Source organism: Vogesella aquatica (genome assembly GCF_028548455.1).
In the GTDB taxonomy this organism is placed as follows: domain Bacteria; phylum Pseudomonadota; class Gammaproteobacteria; order Burkholderiales; family Chromobacteriaceae; genus Vogesella; species Vogesella aquatica.
The window spans coordinates 264,644-281,186 of record NZ_JAQQLF010000002.1 but is presented as its reverse complement, the minus strand read 5'-3'; the positions used below and the strand labels follow the sequence as shown (position 1 = coordinate 281,186).

At 61.6% G+C, this 16,543-nt stretch carries 16 protein-coding genes and 1 pseudogene; 10 read left to right on the top strand and 7 right to left on the bottom strand.

Features of this window, described 5'->3' with window-relative positions:
• Positions 1-77: 77 nt before the first annotated feature.
• The 3 genes from PQU95_RS02880 to PQU95_RS02870 are packed head-to-tail and all read right to left on the bottom strand — an operon-like array spanning position 78 to position 1,486.
• A complete protein-coding gene (locus PQU95_RS02880) occupies positions 78-398 on the bottom strand; it encodes a PilZ domain-containing protein (protein ID WP_272750602.1) in 321 nt (106 codons plus the stop codon).
• Positions 385-942 carry an NUDIX domain-containing protein gene (locus PQU95_RS02875; protein WP_272750601.1) on the bottom strand — a complete coding sequence of 186 codons (558 nt, stop codon included), beginning with the start codon at positions 940-942 and terminating at the stop codon, positions 385-387. The genes PQU95_RS02880 and PQU95_RS02875 overlap by 14 nt, the downstream gene beginning before the upstream one ends.
• A complete protein-coding gene (locus PQU95_RS02870) occupies positions 914-1,486 on the bottom strand; it encodes a DUF2062 domain-containing protein (RefSeq protein ID WP_272750600.1) in 573 nt (190 codons plus the stop codon). The genes PQU95_RS02875 and PQU95_RS02870 overlap by 29 nt, the downstream gene beginning before the upstream one ends.
• A gap of 188 nt (positions 1,487-1,674) precedes the next feature.
• Here PQU95_RS02870 and PQU95_RS02865 point away from each other — a divergent pair, with 188 nt between their 5' ends.
• Positions 1,675-3,459, top strand: coding sequence for an acyl-CoA dehydrogenase C-terminal domain-containing protein (locus PQU95_RS02865; RefSeq protein WP_272750599.1), 1,785 nt, complete (start codon positions 1,675-1,677; stop codon positions 3,457-3,459).
• 65 nt (positions 3,460-3,524) lie between these two features.
• Here the strand turns inward: PQU95_RS02865 and PQU95_RS02860 are convergent, their stop codons facing one another.
• Positions 3,525-4,718 (bottom strand): GGDEF domain-containing protein, encoded by a 1,194-nt coding sequence (locus tag PQU95_RS02860; RefSeq protein WP_272750598.1) that lies wholly within the window; start codon positions 4,716-4,718, stop codon positions 3,525-3,527.
• An 81-nt stretch (positions 4,719-4,799) separates the two neighbouring features.
• On the opposite strand from PQU95_RS02860, the gene PQU95_RS02855 reads away from it, so the two are divergent.
• The 3 genes from PQU95_RS02855 (at position 4,800) to PQU95_RS02845 (ending at position 6,181) form a co-directional block, all read left to right on the top strand.
• Entirely contained in the window at positions 4,800-5,414 is a 615-nt protein-coding gene (locus PQU95_RS02855) for a flavin reductase family protein (protein ID WP_272750597.1), read from the top strand.
• Positions 5,415-5,695: 281 nt separating this feature from the next.
• Positions 5,696-5,956 (top strand): translation initiation factor IF-1, encoded by a 261-nt coding sequence (gene infA / locus PQU95_RS02850; protein WP_038297484.1) that lies wholly within the window; start codon positions 5,696-5,698, stop codon positions 5,954-5,956.
• A gap of 42 nt (positions 5,957-5,998) precedes the next feature.
• On the top strand, positions 5,999-6,181 hold the full coding sequence (locus tag PQU95_RS02845) for a hypothetical protein (protein ID WP_147685740.1): 183 nt from the start codon (positions 5,999-6,001) through the stop codon (positions 6,179-6,181).
• 62 nt (positions 6,182-6,243) lie between these two features.
• Here PQU95_RS02845 and PQU95_RS02840 read toward each other — a convergent pair whose 3' ends face one another.
• The 3 genes from PQU95_RS02840 to PQU95_RS02830 all read right to left on the bottom strand — a co-directional run bounded on the left by PQU95_RS02840 (position 6,244) and on the right by PQU95_RS02830 (position 9,620).
• Positions 6,244-6,570 (bottom strand): hypothetical protein, encoded by a 327-nt coding sequence (locus PQU95_RS02840; RefSeq protein WP_272750596.1) that lies wholly within the window; start codon positions 6,568-6,570, stop codon positions 6,244-6,246.
• A 94-nt stretch (positions 6,571-6,664) separates the two neighbouring features.
• Positions 6,665-7,324, bottom strand: a complete 660-nt coding sequence (locus PQU95_RS02835; RefSeq protein WP_272750595.1) for a UPF0149 family protein — start codon at positions 7,322-7,324, stop codon at positions 6,665-6,667.
• 604 nt (positions 7,325-7,928) lie between these two features.
• Entirely contained in the window at positions 7,929-9,620 is a 1,692-nt protein-coding gene (locus PQU95_RS02830; RefSeq protein ID WP_272750594.1) for an AMP-binding protein, read from the bottom strand.
• A gap of 129 nt (positions 9,621-9,749) precedes the next feature.
• On the opposite strand from PQU95_RS02830, the gene PQU95_RS02825 reads away from it, so the two are divergent.
• The 6 genes and pseudogenes from PQU95_RS02825 to PQU95_RS18560 all read left to right on the top strand — a co-directional run bounded on the left by PQU95_RS02825 (position 9,750) and on the right by PQU95_RS18560 (position 16,350).
• Positions 9,750-10,151 (top strand): MerR family transcriptional regulator, encoded by a 402-nt coding sequence (locus PQU95_RS02825; protein ID WP_272750593.1) that lies wholly within the window; start codon positions 9,750-9,752, stop codon positions 10,149-10,151.
• Positions 10,152-10,328: 177 nt separating this feature from the next.
• Positions 10,329-11,498 carry an isovaleryl-CoA dehydrogenase gene (locus PQU95_RS02820; protein WP_272750592.1) on the top strand — a complete coding sequence of 390 codons (1,170 nt, stop codon included), beginning with the start codon at positions 10,329-10,331 and terminating at the stop codon, positions 11,496-11,498.
• A 158-nt stretch (positions 11,499-11,656) separates the two neighbouring features.
• Positions 11,657-13,255, top strand: a complete 1,599-nt coding sequence (locus tag PQU95_RS02815; RefSeq protein WP_272750591.1) for a carboxyl transferase domain-containing protein — start codon at positions 11,657-11,659, stop codon at positions 13,253-13,255.
• A gap of 132 nt (positions 13,256-13,387) precedes the next feature.
• Entirely contained in the window at positions 13,388-14,173 is a 786-nt protein-coding gene (locus tag PQU95_RS02810; RefSeq protein ID WP_272750590.1) for an enoyl-CoA hydratase/isomerase family protein, read from the top strand.
• Between the two features lie 209 nt (positions 14,174-14,382).
• Positions 14,383-15,696 (top strand): annotated as a pseudogene (locus PQU95_RS18565) (acetyl-CoA carboxylase biotin carboxylase subunit); the annotation flags it as partial.
• Positions 15,673-16,350, top strand: a complete 678-nt coding sequence (locus PQU95_RS18560) for a biotin/lipoyl-containing protein (RefSeq protein ID WP_441374513.1) — start codon at positions 15,673-15,675, stop codon at positions 16,348-16,350. The pseudogene PQU95_RS18565 and the gene PQU95_RS18560, both read left to right, overlap by 24 nt.
• Positions 16,351-16,543: the final 193 nt, after the last annotated feature.

The following is a 16,543-nucleotide window of genomic DNA, read 5'->3' as shown; positions in this document are numbered from 1 at the left end:
CTGGTATGTCTGGCATCTGCAAAAGCACAAGGCCGGCATGCTGCCGGCCTTGTGCTTTTTACTGCAAAATTATTTTGTCATGGCTTGCGATCCAGAATGCGCGTGCCAATCTCGTACAATCTACCACGCTCTACTTCGTTACAGCGCCGCACTTCTACCACCGCCTCCAGTGGCTTCATCGGCATATTGCCCACACCCGGCACAATCACGACCACCTCCAGCCGCTCGCCATGTTGCGGGACATACATGCAGCGTATGGCCATGCCGTCTACCGACAAGTCCACACACTCGCCATAGTGCGTTTCACCGGTATGCAGCGATTTCATCTTGGCACGGCAGCCCATGCGCAGGCGCCTGCCTACGCGGCGGTCGTGATAGTGGGTGTCAAATGGCTTCACCTGACAGGGTTCCTTGTTGCCATGCGGCCAACCAGTGCAGGCCGACCAGCGTCTTGCTATCGGTAATACGGCCATCCAGCGACATGGCTTGCGCTTCTTTGGCTGGCAGCAGCATCACTTCCAGAAACTCGCCTTCGTCCAGCTGGCGGGGGGTTTGCGTCAACCCGGTGGCCAGATAGTAATGAATCACCTCGTCAGCATAACCGATACACGGGTAGGCTTTGCCAAGATAACGCCATTGCGTTGCGATAAAACCGGTTTCTTCCCACAGTTCGCGCTTGGCGGTATCCGCCGGGTCTTCCTGCGGGTCGATTTTACCGGCAGGTATCTCGATAAAATCCTGCCCTGCCGGGTAGCGGAACTGGCGCTCCAGCACCAGCTCGCCATTGTCACTTAGCGCCAGCACCGCCACCGCCCCCGGGTGGCGGATAAACTCGCGATACGCTTGCTTGCCGTCCGGCAGGCTTACCGTGTCGCGCCGTACCTTCAGGAAGCGCCCTTCAAAAACCTGTTCGCTAGCGAGCTGCTTTTCGGTGAGATCCACTGTTTTTCTTTCTGTTACGCCATTGCCTCGCCACGGCGGCACGCCACAGCACCATTACCAGCACATAGCCGCAGGCCGCCAGCAGCAAACCCAGCGCCGGCACGCCCAGCAACAAGGGCTGGCCATAATCCGCCAGCCAGGCCTGCAGCTGCGGCCCCCAGGCCGTGATGTCATGCCACGACCCATCCGGTATGGCAGGCATTGTAACGGTGTCGCTCTGCCCGAGTAAGAGCTTGCCCAGACGGTAGGCCACGAAGTAAAGCGGCAGATAGGTCAAGGGGTTGGTATAAAGGGTACACAACAAGGCCACAGGCAGATTGGTGCGAAAATACAACGCCAGCATGCCGGCGGCTAACATCTGGGTGGGCCCCGGCATCAGGCCGGCAAACATCCCCACGGCCACCGCCCCCGCCACCTTGCGCCGCTGTACGTACCACAGCTCATCCCTGTCCAGATAAGGCTTCAGCCACGCCATACCGGGCTGCTGCACCCAGCCGTGAATGTGCTGCATCTTGCCGCGCACCCAGCGTTTCAGTTTTGACATGGCTTATCTGTTTTCATGTTTTTTCCTAGTGTAATAAAAAAGTCTGAAAAAATTAAAACAAGCGTTTGAACTGCTTCTATAATCACCCTCACTTGCCCGAACGCGGCAGTACAACACCAACAGGCCACAAGCGGCCAACACGAGGATGCAGCACCGCCAGCGGGCTGCGACAACACTGGAGATACGACATGCCTAGCTACAAAGCTCCCCTGCGCGATTTCGACTTTGTCCTGAACGAGCTGATCAAAGTTCAGGAAGTGTTGCCCGGCCTGCCTGGCTACGAAGAAGCCACCCAGGATATCTTCAGCTCCTACCTGGAAGCCGCCGCACAATTCTGCGAAAACGAGCTGGCACCACTGAACCGCCAGGCCGATGAAGAAGGCTGCAACTTCGACCCGGCGACCAAGTCGGTTACCACCCCGGTAGGCTTCAAGGAAGCGTACAAGCAGTTCTGCGAGCTGGGCTTTACCGCACTGGACTGTGACCCGGCCTACGGTGGCCAGGGCATGCCCAAAACACTGTCTTTCCCCATCATCGAAATGCAATGTTCGGCCAACGTCGCCTGGTCGATGTACCCGGGCCTGTCGCATGGTGCGTATTCCGCCATCCACGCCCACGGTACCGATGAACAGAAAGCGACCTATCTGCCGCACCTGGTGGACGGTAGCTGGACCGGCACCATGTGCCTGACCGAGCCGCACTGCGGCACCGATCTGGGCTTGCTGAAAACCAAGGCAGAGCCTAATGGCGATGGCAGCTACAGCATCACCGGCACCAAGATCTTCATCTCGGCCGGCGAGCATGACATGGCCGACAACATCATCCACCTGGTACTGGCGCGCCTGCCTGATGCCCCTAAAGACGTCAAAGGCATCTCGCTGTTTATCGTGCCCAAATTCCACGCCGACGGCAGCCGTAACACCGTGTACTGCGGCAGCCTGGAACACAAAATGGGTATCAAGGCCAACGCGACAGCCGTGATCAACCTGGACGACGCCAAAGGCTACCTGATTGGCGAGCCGAACAAAGGCCTGGCCTGCATGTTTACCATGATGAACGCCGCCCGCCTGGGTTGCGGCATGCAAGGCCTGGGTATTGGTGAAGCCTCGTTCCAGGGTGCGCTGACCTACGCCCGCGACCGCCTGCAAATGCGTGCCATGGCCGGTGCCAAGTTCCCGGAAAAAGCCGCCGACCCCATCATCGTGCACCCGGATGTACGCCGCATGCTGCTGACGCAAAAAGCCTACACCGAAGCCGGCCGCGCCCTGGCCGCCCTGCTGGCGCTGCAGCTGGATATCGAAGAGAAACACCCGGACGCCGACGCCCGCGCCGAAGCCGCCGACCTGGTAGCCCTGCTGACCCCGGTAGCCAAAGCCTTCATGACCGACAACGGCTACACTGCGGCCAACCTGGGCATGCAGGTATTCGGTGGCCACGGTTTTATCCGCGAATGGGGTATGGAGCAGCTGGTACGCGACTGCCGCATCTCGCAAATCTACGAGGGCACTAACGGTATCCAGGCCATCGACCTGCTGGGCCGCAAAGTGCTGATGGACCAAGGCCAGAAGCTGCGCAAATTCACCAAGCAGATCCACAAGTTCTGCCAGGCGAACGAAGGCAATGCCCAGCTGGCCGAGTTCGTAGGCCCACTGGCCAAGCTGCTGAAAGATGTAGGCGATGTCACCATGGGCATCGGCATGGCGGCCATGAAAGACCGTGACGAAGCCGGCGCCGCCGCCACCGACTATCTGCGCCTGGTGGGCCACCTGACCTATGCCTGGCTGTGGGCGCGCATGGCCGAAGTGGCTTACACCAAGCTGGACAGTGCCAGCGACGACTTCTACAAAGCCAAGATCGCTACAGCGCGCTTCTACTTTGCCAAGCTGCTGCCCGAGGTGGAAAGCCTGAAAGCCACCATCAAGGGCGGTGCCAAGCCATTGATGTCGCTGGAAGACGGGCAGTTTGCCTTCTAAACCGGCACACCAAAACCACACAGCCCCCGCTAGCCGGGGGCTTTTTCATGCGGCCACGCCGGCCACTACAGCAATACCACCTGGTTTCGCCCGCGTTCCTTGGCGCGGTAGACCGCACGGTCGGCGCGCTGCAGCAGGGTTTCAGGGTCATCCTTGCCAGGCGCGAACACTGCCAGGCCAAAGCTGGCGGTAAGCGGCCAACGTGTCTCGGCCCACACAAAAGGCGTTTGCTCCAGCGCGATGCGCAGCCGGTTAGCCGCCGCGGTTGCACCTTGCTCACTGGTATCCGGCAGCAGTATGCAAAACTCCTCGCCGCCTGCGCGGCATAGCAAGTCCTGCTCGCGCAACACACTACGCAATACCGTCACCAAGTGCACAATGGCCGCATCGCCGGCAGCGTGGCCCAGTTGGTCATTGATATGCTTGAAGTGATCGACATCCAGCACACAGAGCGAATACGGCATGCCACGCTGCGCCACGCTGTGCTGCTGCTTCAGGCTGATACTGAAAGCGCGCCGGTTCAGCGCACCGGTCATCGGGTCGGTCATCGACAGGTATTCCAGCTTGCCGATCAGGCGCATGGTGACGACGCCGGCCATGGCGATGTTCACTGCCAGATTCAGCACCAGCCCCACCAGCAGGAACACCACATTGAAAGGCTCGGTTGACGCAACCGACGCGGTAGCCACATTGCCCCCCAACACCATCAGTGCGCGCAGTACAAACAAGCCCCCCACCGCCGCCAGCGGGCTGACCACCAGCGCCCGCGCGCCGGGGGTAAAGTGCTGTTGCTCGTGCGACAAGGCATCCTGGGTGGCGCGCAACAATAGCCATGCGGCAGTGAAGGAATACACCACCGCATGAAAGCCCGGCATGCGCCCGTATGGCTGGCTAAGCAACAAAATCCCACCCAGCACAACCACACCCAGGCTTTCTGCTACCCCGCTACCATCACGGCGTACAAAATAGCGGATACCCAAGCGCAGGCTACACAGCGCCAGCAGCCCCAAAACATCGGCAAACGGGTAAGCCAGCCACACGGGTGCCATGCCGTCACGCTGCAGCGTCAAGAGCAGGCTAAGGCCCATCAGAAAATCGCACAGGAAAAAACGGCGAGCCACGGTAGGCGCCATTTTCAGCACCATGCCAGCCACAGCCCAGCCACTGGCTGCCACCCAGCAGACAGTGATATTGGCTTGCACAATCGTCAGGGGGTCACTCATGCCGGGCTCGATAAGGATGTTTTTATCGTTATTCACGGTCTGCTCCGCCAAAGCAAGGCCGGTAGCAAGAGCATGGGCTGATAGAATCATGGCCTACCCGGCCACGGACACGCTGCCATGTTATTTGATACCGCCACACTGGACACCCGAACTGTCTATCAGCTGCTCACACACGCGGTTAGCCCACGCCCTATTGCCTGGATCAGCACACGCAGCCCGGCAGGCGTTATCAACCTGGCGCCGTTTTCCTTTTTTACCGTGGCCAGCATCAAGCCGCCGGTGTTACTTTTTACCCAGGTCAACCCGCGGGACGGCCAGATCAAGGATACCCTGCGCAACCTGCAAGCCAATGGCGAATGCGTGGTCAATGTTGTTAGCCACGCCCAGGCCGACGCCATGAACCAAAGCTGCGCGCCCTACCCGTACGAAGTCAGCGAGCTCGCCGCGGCCGGCCTGGAAGGCAGCTTCCTGCCCTGGCTGGCCACCCCGGGGGTAGCCGGTGCCCCGGTACAGCTGGCGTGCCGCCTGCGCCAGCAGCTCCACATCAGCACCGAAGCACAAGGCGGCACGATCGTACTACTGGATGTACTGGGCATTGCCGTAGACGATGCGCTGCTGCAACACGGCCAACTCTCGGCGGAACAGCTTGATGTAATAGGAAAAATGGGGGGAGACAGCTACTGCACCACCCGCCAGCGCTTTGAGCTGGCGCGCCCTGAGCTTTCTGTCTGACAAACGGTATAATGGGTGGGCTGCACACCGGCCAGCGCGGCCACCATGAATGGTAGTAAAAGTTTTTCTAGACAAATCATGCATTTACCCTTACACTGATTTTTGCCTCATTTTCTGGTTTGGCGCACATCACCAAACCTGCCTTGCTTTAACTGCTGTTACCACTCCGCACAGCAATTTCCCGCTTAAGGTTTAAACGATGCAAACCGCCGCCCGGCGGCGCAAGACTTTGTGCTTTGCGTGATTTGACCGGGCTCACCCCTCATCCGGAAGGAGACACTGTGTCTAAAGAAGACATGATCGAACTGCAAGGTGTTGTCATCGAGATGCTGCCGGAATCGCGCTATCGCGTTCGGCTCGATAACAATGTGGAAATCCTTGCCTATGGCTCCGGCAAAATGAAAATGCACCGTATTCGCGTGCTGGTGGGTGATCGCGTTACCGTAGAAATGTCGCCTTACGATCTGACCAAAGGCCGCATTAACTTCCGCCATCCAACGGCGAAGATGGAAGGCTTGCCGCCTGCCAAACGCCGCTATTGAAAAAGACACAACCGGGTTCCGGCTGTGTCTTATAGGAATCCAATGAAAATTAATGAATTGAAACCGGGTGACTGTGTCACCCAAGAGCTTGATAACAGTACTGTTGCTTTTGAAGTTGTTGCCATCCGCCAGATCGGCCGCCGTTTTCTGGTAACTTTCCGCTCCGCGCTGGGCATTGCCAGCGCCAGCTATCAAGGCGACGCCTACATCAGCCTGGCTCATTGATTCAGCCGCTGACTACACAACCCCGCACTGGCAACAGGCGGGGTTTGTTGCTTTTGGGCGTGCTACAGCCGCCCCTCGCCACGCGCCAGGCGCTGCATCAGCTGGCGCACTTCGGCCAGCTGCTCGTCCGGCAACGTTTCATGGCGCATCAAGCGCAAATACAGCAGCAGATTATCCAGCACCAGGCGCGCCGTCGACACCAGGTACACCAGCTGCCGGTCTTCTGCACTTACGCCTTGCTGTTGCAGCATGGCATCGCGCTCCAGCAAGTCGGCCACTACCAGCCGGCGCAGGGCATTCTCGTCAAACGGCAACTCTTCCGTCAGCCATGGGTAGTCCTGCTCGATGGCAGCCAGCAGGGTCAACACTTCTTCCAGCCCCAGTTTCATGGCCAGACTCCACAACAGGTGATACTGCAGTCTAGCCCACGCCACAAACAAAAAGCCCCGCATTACGCGGGGCTTTCAGGTACGGTTGCGGCGCTTAGTTGCGGCCGCAGCAGGCTTTGTATTTCTTGCCGCTACCGCAGGTGCACGGGTCATTGCGGCCAACCTTGCCATCGTTACGCACGGTAACCGGCGCCGCTTCTTTGGCGCGCCAGTAGTTGTGCACTGCCACTACGGCGTCGTCCAGCTCGCCCTTGAAGCTTTCCAGCTCGCTGGCGCTGAACTGCATCAGCGGCGCTTCGCCTTCTTCGGCATCGAACATGCCACCCAGTGCCATCACCGGCATCAGCAGCTCTTCGAAGCCTTCGTCATCGGCCGCTTCAAACCAGTCGGTCGGCACCACGTCCAGCGCGTACATGTAGGCATTGCACCATGGGCGGAAGTCCGGCTCGTCACTGTCGTCGGCGCTATACAGCACCAGTTCCGGCAGCTCGCCTTCGGCCAGCGCTGCGGCCACGCTATCGTAGAATTTTTGCAGCAGCGCGCGGATTTCGGCTTCGGTCTCGGCGCTTTCAAATGCTGGCGCATCACCCAATACATCATCCAGCCACTCGTCCACACCCAGGCGATCCGGGCCACAGGCCAGCGCGGTAAAGAAACCCTGCACTTCATCGGGGCGCATGGTGGTGCCAGCTTGCGACAGCGGGGTCAGCAGGGTTTCCAGACGGGTCAGGTCGGCGTCGTTGAATACGGTCATGATGCAATCTCCAAAAGTATGGCGCGCATTGTAGCGTATCCACGCTGCCACAGAATTGTGACAGCACAAAAAACCCCGCCTCGGGCGCAATGCTGTTCAGTTAACGCGGACTGGCGTCTTCTTGGCTAGGCGTTTGCTGCGTTCAGTAGTGCTTTTGTGTCCGCGATGCGGACGATGACTAGATGCCGGTTCCGCCCGTGACCGAGCGAGGCAAGCGCAGCGTCGCGAGGGAATAGGACGGGAAAGGGGGCGGATTGCCGCCCCCTTTTCTATCGCTGAGCGAATCAAAGATTCGCACGCAGACCCCGCAACCCAGGGCTGCTCGAAACCCCGATCAAATTGGCACACCCCAGGCGCCGCCGAACTCGCATCGCGGAGCAAATCAAAGATTTGCACGCAGATCGCTAACGGCTCGGAGCTCAAACAAATCGGCGTCTTGCGCGTGCGAATCTTCGATTCGTTCAGCACAACCCTGGGGCGCACCATTTAGACCGGCTTGCGCCAACGGGATGGGGCGCCTCACCCACGTCCTTCTACTTGAAAACCAAAGATATTCGGCTAACTGACTGGCATTACCGTCTCGGGCGGGGTTGGCCGCACGGCATCAGGCGGTTCTGGCTTCGTCCAGCCCCAGTTTTTCTTTCATTTGCTGGCGCATCACGAATTTCTGGATCTTGCCGGTGATGGTCATGGGGAAGCTGTCGACAAACTCTATGTAGCGCGGAATCTTGTAGTAGGCAATCTGCCCGTCGCAGAAGGCGCGAATATCCTCGGCGCTGCAGCTTTCGCCTTCGCGCAGGCGTATCCACGCGCACAGCTCCTCACCGTATTTGGCATCCGGCACGCCGATGACTTGCACGTCCTGCACCTTGGGGTGGCGGTAGAGGAATTCCTCGATCTCGCGCGGGTAGATGTTTTCGCCACCGCGGATCACCATGTCTTTCACGCGGCCGACGATATTGCAGTAGCCGCCATCGTCCATTACCGCCAGGTCGCCGGTATGCATCCAGCCGGCGTCGTCGATGGCTTCGCGGGTTTTGGCCGGGTCGCCCCAGTAGCCCAACATCACCGAATAGCCACGCGTCAGCAACTCGCCGGTGTCGCCGCGCGGCACGATGCGGCCGTTGGTATCCACGATCTTCACTTCCACGTGCGGGTGGATGCGGCCAACGGTGGCCACTTTTTTCTCCAGCGGCGTGTCGGTATGGCTCTGGAAGCTTACCGGGCTGGTTTCGGTCATACCGTAGGCGATGGTGACCTCGGCCATGTGCATCTGCGCCACCACCCGCTTCATCACCTCGATCGGGCACGGGCTACCGGCCATAATGCCGGTCCGCAGCGTAGCCAGGTCGAACTCGGCAAAGCGCGGGTGGTCCAGCACCGCGATAAACATGGTGGGCACGCCGTGCAGCGCGGTACAGCGCTCCGCCTGCACCGCTTCCAGCACCGCCAGCGGCTCGAACGCTTCGCTAGGGAATACCATGGCCGCGCCGTGGGTGACGCAGGCCAGCACGCCCAGCACCATGCCGAAGCAGTGGTACAGCGGCACCGGGATGCACAGGCGGTCGTCCGGGCCCAGGCGCATGGCCTCGCCGACGAAAAAGCCGTTGTTGAGGATGTTGTGATGCGTCAACGTGGCGCCCTTGGGGCTGCCGGTGGTGCCGGAGGTAAACTGGATATTGATGGCGTCGTCAAACTGCAGCGTGGCGGCGGTAGCGGCCAACCCTGCGCGCTCTTCAGTGCTGGCATCCGCCAGCAGGCTGGCAAAGTTCAGCATGCCCGGCGTGGCATCGTCGCCCATGCGCACCACCCAGCGCAGCTCGGGCAAGCGCGCGGCGTGCAGCTGGCCCGGCGCACTGGCGGCCAGCTCCGGCGCCAGGTCGGCCACCATGGCCAGGTAGTCGCTACCCTTGAAGCTGGGCGACAGCACCAGCGCGCGGCAGCCTACCTTGTTCAGCGCGTACTCCAGCTCGCTGCGGCGGTAGGCCGGGTTGATGTTGACCAGCACCAGCCCCGCCTTGGCGGTAGCAAACTGCATCAGCACCCATTCCACATTGTTCTGCGACCAGATCCCTACCCGCTCGCCCGGCTGCAAGCCCAGCCGGCGCAGGCCGCAGGCCAGCCGCGTAACCTGCTCGCCAAACTCGGCGTAGGTCCAGCGCACATTCTGCTGACGCACGATCAGCGCGTCGCGCGCGGCATACTGCCGGCAGGCATCGTCGAAATACTGGCCGATAGTCTGGCCGATAAGCGGGGTGGCACTGGTGCCGTGCACGTAGCTGGGCGAGCGGGTCATGGCGTAGTCTCCGGTGAATGCTGTTGTCTTTGTGCGTGAAACTTACTATTACGTTAACGTAAACTCAAGCACGCCACGGGCAAGGTGAGCAAAAAACGCTACAATCGCGGCAGAACAACAGGAACCATCATGAGCGACGACCGCCTCTTTACCATTTCCGACCTGGCACGCGATTTCGACATCACATTGCGCACCATCCGCTTTTACGAAGAACAGGGTTTGATCGAACCGCAGCGCGAAGGACGCCAGCGGCTGTTTACCCACCGCGACCGCGCCCGGCTCAAGCTGATCCTGCGCGGCAAGCGCATTGGCCTGGCGCTGTCCGAGATCCGCGAGATCCTCGACCTGTACGAGCTGGCACGCGACGAAGCCAGCCAGTCGCTAAAGCTGCTGCAACTCCTGTCCGAGCGCAAGAAGCAGCTGGAAGAACAGCGCCACGATATTGATGCCGTACTAGCCGAAATCGTCACCCTGGAGGGCCATTGCCGCCAGGTAATCGACACCGTCACTGGCAGAGAAGCCACAAGCTGAGCCATTTTTTGCCATCCTGCGGGATGGTCCTGTCATTTTGTATTGACGTTAACGTAAGCGTAAGTCAACATAAAACCATACCCAGGCGGAAAACCGCCTATCAATACAAGGGTCACTCGGCACACAGCACGAGAGGCACACCGAGACAGCCGCCCGCCCGGGCACGGAGGAGAAAACATGTACAGCAGCCTGCGCTTTGACTTTGGCGAAACCTACGACATGCTGCGTGAAGCAGTGCGCGAGTTCGCCGCCAGCGAGATCGCACCGCGCGCCGCCGAGATCGACCGCGACAACCTGTTCCCGGCCGACCTGTGGAAGAAGTTCGGCGACCTGGGTCTGCTGGGCATTACTGTCTCCGAGCAATACGGCGGCGCCAATATGGGCTACCTGGCGCACATGATCGCCATGGAAGAAATCAGCCGCGCCAGCGCCTCGGTGGCGCTGTCCTACGGCGCCCACTCCAACCTGTGCGTGAACCAGATCTTCAAAAACGGTAACGACGAACAGCGCCAGAAATACCTGCCCAAGCTGATCAGCGGCGACCATATCGGCGCGCTGGCGATGTCCGAACCCAACGCCGGCTCCGACGTGGTCAGCATGAAACTGCGCGCCGACAAGGTGGACGGCGGCTACAAGCTCAACGGCAGCAAGATGTGGATCACCAACGGCGGCGACGCCGACACCCTGGTGGTGTACGCCAAAACCGACATCAACGCCGGCCCGAAAGGCATTACCGCCTTTATCGTGGAAAAAGGCTTTGCCGGCTTCAGCCACGGCAGCAAGCTGGACAAGCTGGGCATGCGCGGCTCCAACACCTACCCCATTTTCTTTGATGATTGCTTCGTGCCTTCGGCCAACGTATTGGGCGGCGAAGGTAACGGCGTGAAAGTGCTGATGAGCGGCCTGGACTTCGAACGCGCCGTACTGGCCGCCGGCCCGCTGGGCATCATGCAAGGCTGCATGGACGTGGTGGTGCCTTACCTGAACGACCGCAAGCAGTTTGGCCAGGCCATCGGCGACTTCCAGCTGATGCAGGGCAAACTGGCCGATATGTACGTCAAGCTGTCGGCTAGCCGTGCCTACGTGTACGCCGTGGGCCAGGCGCTGGACCGTGGCGAATCGGGCCGCCAGACGCGCAAAGACGCCGCCGGCGCCATCCTGTACGCCGCCGAAGGCGCTACCCAGATGGCGCTGGACGCCATCCAGTGCCTGGGCGGTAACGGCTACATCAACGAATACCCCACCGGCCGCCTGCTGCGCGACGCCAAGCTGTACGAGATCGGCGCCGGCACCAGCGAGATCCGCCGCTGGCTGATCGGCCGCGAGCTGATGGCCGAAACCCGCTAAGCCTTCAAAGACTATTCTTCAGCCACGAAAGCACACGAAAAAACACGGAAAGCAAAGCACGCCCCCAGCGCAGTGATTAGCTAGCGTCTGCATCAGTCCGGGCCTTTCAGTCCGTGTTTTACGTGTGATTCCGTGGCAAAAATAACAGGGTCTACAACATGCCCATCATCGAATCCAAACTGTCCCCGCGCGCGGCCGATTTCCAGGCCAACGCCGACAAAATGCGCAGCATCGTCGCCGACCTGAAAGCCAAAGTGGCCCGCGCCGCGCTGGGTGGCGGCGACAAGGCACGCGACAAGCACGTAGCCAAAGGCAAACTGCTACCGCGCGAACGCATCGACCTGCTGCTGGATGCCGGCTCGCCGTTTCTGGAGCTGTCGCAGCTGGCCGCCTTCGGCATGTATAACGACGATGCACCGGGTGCCGGCGTCATCACCGGGGTTGGCCGCATCAGCGGCATCGACTGCCTGATCGTGGCCAACGACGCCACCGTCAAAGGCGGCACCTACTACCCGATGACGGTGAAAAAGCACCTGCGCGCGCAGGAAATCGCCCGCGAAAACCGCCTGCCCTGCGTTTATCTGGTGGATTCCGGTGGCGCCTTCCTGCCGCTGCAGGACGAAGTCTTCCCCGACCGCGAACACTTCGGCCGCATCTTCTACAACCAGGCCAACCTGTCGGCCGCCGGCATTCCGCAGATTGCGGTAGTGATGGGCAGCTGCACCGCCGGTGGCGCCTACGTGCCGGCGATGAGCGACGAAACCGTCATCGTCAAAGAACAAGGCACCATCTTCCTGGGCGGGCCGCCTCTGGTAAAAGCCGCCACCGGCGAAGTGGTCTCCGCCGAAGAGCTGGGCGGTGGTGACGTGCACACCCGCATCAGTGGCGTGGCTGACCACCTGGCGCAAAGCGACGCCCACGCGCTGGCCATTGCCCGACGCATCGTAGCCGACCTGAACTGGCAAAAGCAGGGCCGGCTGGACCGCGCCGCACCGCTGCCACCACGCTACCCGGCCGAGGAGCTGTACGGCGTCATCCCCGCCGACAGCAAAAAACCGTTCGACGTGCGCGAGATTATCGCCCGCCTGGTGGACGACTCCGACTTCGACGAATTCAAGCAAAACTATGGCACCACGCTGGTTACCGGCTTTGCCCGCCTCAACGGCTACCGCGTCGGCATCATCGCCAACAACGGCATCCTGTTTTCCGAGTCCGCGCTGAAGGGCGCGCACTTTGTCGAACTGTGCTGCCAGCGCGGCATTCCGCTGGTCTTCCTGCAGAACATCACCGGTTTCATGGTGGGCAAGAAATACGAAAACGGCGGCATTGCCAAGGACGGCGCCAAGCTGGTCACCGCCGTGGCCTGCGCCAGCGTGCCCAAGTTCACCGTACTGATTGGCGGCAGCTTCGGCGCCGGCAACTACGGCATGTGCGGCCGCGCCTACAGCCCGCGCTTTTTGTGGATGTGGCCCAACAGCCGCATTTCGGTAATGGGCGGCGAGCAAGCCGCTGGCGTACTGGCACAGGTAAAGAAAGAGCAGCTGGGCGATGCGTTTACCGCCGAGCAGGAAGAAGCCCTGAAAGCACCGGTACGCGAACAGTACGAAGCACAGGGCCACCCCTACTACGCCAGCGCCCGTCTGTGGGACGACGGCGTGATCGACCCGGCACAAACGCGCGAGGTACTGAGCCTGGCGCTGGAAGCCAGCCTGTCGGCACCGGTAGAAAGCACGCGTTTCGGCGTGTTCCGCATGTAATTTTTATTTAGCCACGGAAACACACGGAAGGCACAGAAGCAAACCCGAACCCGTAAGACCGGCTCGAAGCTGCATTCGCCTTTTTCCGTGCTCTCCGTGTGGTTCCGTGGCAAAAAATGAGAGGGTTTTCAAATGAACTACAGCACTTTGGAAATCACCCGCAGCGGCCAGGTGGCCACCGTCTGGATGAACCGCCCCGAGCTGCACAACGCGATGAACGAACACCTCATCGCCGACCTGAGCGCCGCCTTCCGCGAGCTGAACCGTGACGACGCCGTGCGCGTGATCGTACTGGCCGGCTACGGCAAGAGCTTCTCGGCCGGCGCCGACCTGGACTGGATGCGCCGCGCCGCCGGCTACACCGAGGCGCAGAACCTGGAAGACGCCAACAAGCTGGCCGCCATGCTGAAGGGCATCTACCGCAGCAAGAAACCGGTGATCGCCCGCATTCATGGCGCCGCGCTGGCCGGCGGTACCGGCCTCACCGCCGTATGCGACATCGCCGTGGCCACCGACGCCGCCCGCTTTGCGCTCACCGAAGTGCGGCTGGGCCTGATTCCGGCCACCATCGGCCCCTACGTGGCCGATGCCATCGGCTGGCGCCAGGCACGGCGTTACTTCCTGAGCGCAGAGCGCATCGACGCCGCCACCGCGCTGCGCATCGGCCTGGTGCACGAAGTGGTGGCCGAGGACGCGCTGGATAGCCGCATCGCCGAGATCGCCGCCGAGCTATGCAAAGGCGCACCGCACGCACTGGCCGCCGCCAAAGACCTGCTGGGCTGCCTGCACGACAGCTCGCCGCTGGATGACGAGCTGCTGTCGGACACCGCGCACCGCATTGCCGCCATCCGCATTACTGACGAAGCCCGCGAAGGCCTGGCCGCCTTCTTCGAAAAGCGCCCGCCGAGCTGGCAATGATTTTTGCCACGAAAACACACGCAAGACACGGACAAGCGCGCCAGCGCAGCGCAGAACGCGCAGCCTGACAGGTGCGCGTGGCACCCGCCTGCCGTGACTTGCGTGGGCTTCGTGGCCAGACAGGACACATCATGCACGCCTACCCTACCCCATGCGCCAGCCGCGTTGCGGCCAACCCTGCGCCGGCCGCCCCCGAGGTAAACCGCCCTATGTTCAGCAAGATCCTCATAGCCAACCGCGGCGAAATTGCCTGCCGCGTCATCAAGACCGCCCGCGCCATGGGTATCCGTACTGTGGCGGTGTACTCCGACGCCGATGCAGGCGCCCGCTTTGTGAAGCTGGCCGACGAAGCCTGGCGCCTGGGCCCGGCCCCGGCGGCAGAGTCTTACCTGAAGGCCGAGCTGATCCTGGACATTGCGCGCCAGAGCGGTGCCCAGGCCGTGCACCCCGGCTACGGCTTTTTGTCGGAAAACGAAAACTTCGCCGCCGCGTGCGAAGCCGCCGGCATCGCCTTCATCGGCCCGCCGGCCAGCGCCATTGCCGCCATGGGCAGCAAGTCGGCCGCCAAGGCACTGATGGAAAAAGCCGGCGTGCCGCTGGTGCCCGGCTACCACGGCGACGAACAGGCCCCCGCCTTCCTGCAGGCGCAGGCCGACGCCATGGGCTACCCGGTGCTGATCAAGGCCAGCGCCGGCGGTGGCGGCAAAGGCATGCGCATCGTGGAGAAAAGCGCCGACTTCGAGGCCGCGCTAGCCAGCTGCCAGCGCGAGGCGCGCGCCAGCTTTGGCGACGACAAGGTACTGGTAGAGAAATACCTGACCCGCCCGCGCCACGTGGAAATCCAGGTGTTTGCCGATAGCCTGGGCGGCTGCGTGTACCTGTTCGAACGCGACTGCTCGGTACAGCGCCGCCACCAGAAAGTGCTGGAAGAAGCGCCGGCCCCGCACTTGCCGGCCGACACCCGCCGCGCCATGGGCGAGGCCGCCGTGGCCGCCGCCCGCGCCGTCGGCTACGTGGGCGCCGGCACCGTCGAGTTCATCATGGATGTCGACAGCGGCCAGTTCTACTTCATGGAAATGAACACCCGCCTGCAGGTAGAACACCCGGTCACCGAGATGATCACCGGCCAGGACCTGGTAGCGTGGCAGCTGAAAGTGGCCAGCGGCCAAGCTTTGCCGCTGGCACAAAACCAGCTGCAGATTCACGGCCACAGCATCGAGGCGCGCATCTACGCCGAAGACCCGGACAAAGGATTCCTGCCGGCCACCGGCACGCTGGTGCACCTGGTGCCGCCACCGGAAAGCGACAGCGTACGCGTGGATACCGGCGTGCTGCAGGGCGATAGCATCAGCCCGTTCTACGACCCGATGATCGCCAAACTGATCGTGTGGGGCGAAAACCGCGAAGCCGCACTACAGCAGCTGGACGCGGCGCTGGCTGCCTACCAGGTAGTAGGCGTCACCACCAATATCCGTTTCCTGCGCCGCATTGCGGCCAACGTGGACTTTGCCAGCGGCAACGTAGACACCGGCCTGATCGCCCGCCACCACGACAGCCTGCTGCCCGTGCCTGCCGCACCAAGCGCGGCACAGCTCGCCCTGCTGGCGCTGGCCGAAGTGCTGGCCAGCCAAGCCGGTGGCGATGATGCCTTTGCCACGCTTGCCGGCTGGCGCCTGAACGGCAGCCACGACCGCAGCGTCAGTTTCGAGCTGGGGGATACCCGCCACAGCGTGACGCTACAGCACAGTAGCAACGGCTACCGCATCAATGCTGCAGGCAGCACGCTGCAAGCCCAGGCCAGCCTGCACGGCCACACACTGCGCGTGACGCTGGACGGCAAGCAGCTGGCAGCCACGGTGGTACGCCACGCCCGCCAGCGCGTGCTGTTTGCCGATGGCGAACGCGTGGCAGTGGACTACGTGGACCCGTACGCCTTTACCGAAGGCGGCGTACACGGTGAAACCCACCTCAAGGCACCGATGCCAGGCCGTGTGGTCGCGCTGGTAGCCGAAGCCGGTGCCCGCATCGCCAAGGGCGAGCCGCTGCTGATCCTGGAAGCGATGAAGATGGAACACACCATCAACGCCCCGGCCGACGGTGTGGTGAAGGCGTTCTACTTTGCCGCTGGCGAACAGGTCGGTGACGGCGACGAGCTGGTTGATTTCGAGGCGGACTAATGCCATTGGGCTAACATGGTGATCATCGTCATCGTGTTGCCCCTACTAAATGAATCGATACACCTTTGGCTGGCTAGTTACCTTGGCCGGCCTGGCTTTAGCGGCGTACCACCTGTTTGCGTTATGGCAGGTCTGGGATGCCAGGCCACCAAACTCCGGGCTGTGGGCGTGGTTGCAGCTGCTGCCACCCGAC

Bases quoted from the DNA above. Each gene is read 5' to 3' on its own strand.
- PQU95_RS02870 (WP_272750600.1), bottom strand. From the start codon at position 1,486: ATGTCAAAACTGAAACGCTGGGTGCGCGGCAAGATGCAGCACATTCAC.
- PQU95_RS02865 (WP_272750599.1), top strand. From the start codon at position 1,675: ATGCCTAGCTACAAAGCTCCCCTGCGCGATTTCGACTTTGTCCTGAAC.
- PQU95_RS02855 (WP_272750597.1), top strand. From the start codon at position 4,800: ATGTTATTTGATACCGCCACACTGGACACCCGAACTGTCTATCAGCTG.
- PQU95_RS02845 (WP_147685740.1), top strand. From the start codon at position 5,999: ATGAAAATTAATGAATTGAAACCGGGTGACTGTGTCACCCAAGAGCTT.
- PQU95_RS02840 (WP_272750596.1), bottom strand. From the start codon at position 6,570: ATGAAACTGGGGCTGGAAGAAGTGTTGACCCTGCTGGCTGCCATCGAG.
- PQU95_RS02835 (WP_272750595.1), bottom strand. From the start codon at position 7,324: ATGACCGTATTCAACGACGCCGACCTGACCCGTCTGGAAACCCTGCTG.
- PQU95_RS02830 (WP_272750594.1), bottom strand. From the start codon at position 9,620: ATGACCCGCTCGCCCAGCTACGTGCACGGCACCAGTGCCACCCCGCTT.
- PQU95_RS02825 (WP_272750593.1), top strand. From the start codon at position 9,750: ATGAGCGACGACCGCCTCTTTACCATTTCCGACCTGGCACGCGATTTC.
- PQU95_RS02820 (WP_272750592.1), top strand. From the start codon at position 10,329: ATGTACAGCAGCCTGCGCTTTGACTTTGGCGAAACCTACGACATGCTG.
- PQU95_RS02815 (WP_272750591.1), top strand. From the start codon at position 11,657: ATGCCCATCATCGAATCCAAACTGTCCCCGCGCGCGGCCGATTTCCAG.
- PQU95_RS02810 (WP_272750590.1), top strand. From the start codon at position 13,388: ATGAACTACAGCACTTTGGAAATCACCCGCAGCGGCCAGGTGGCCACC.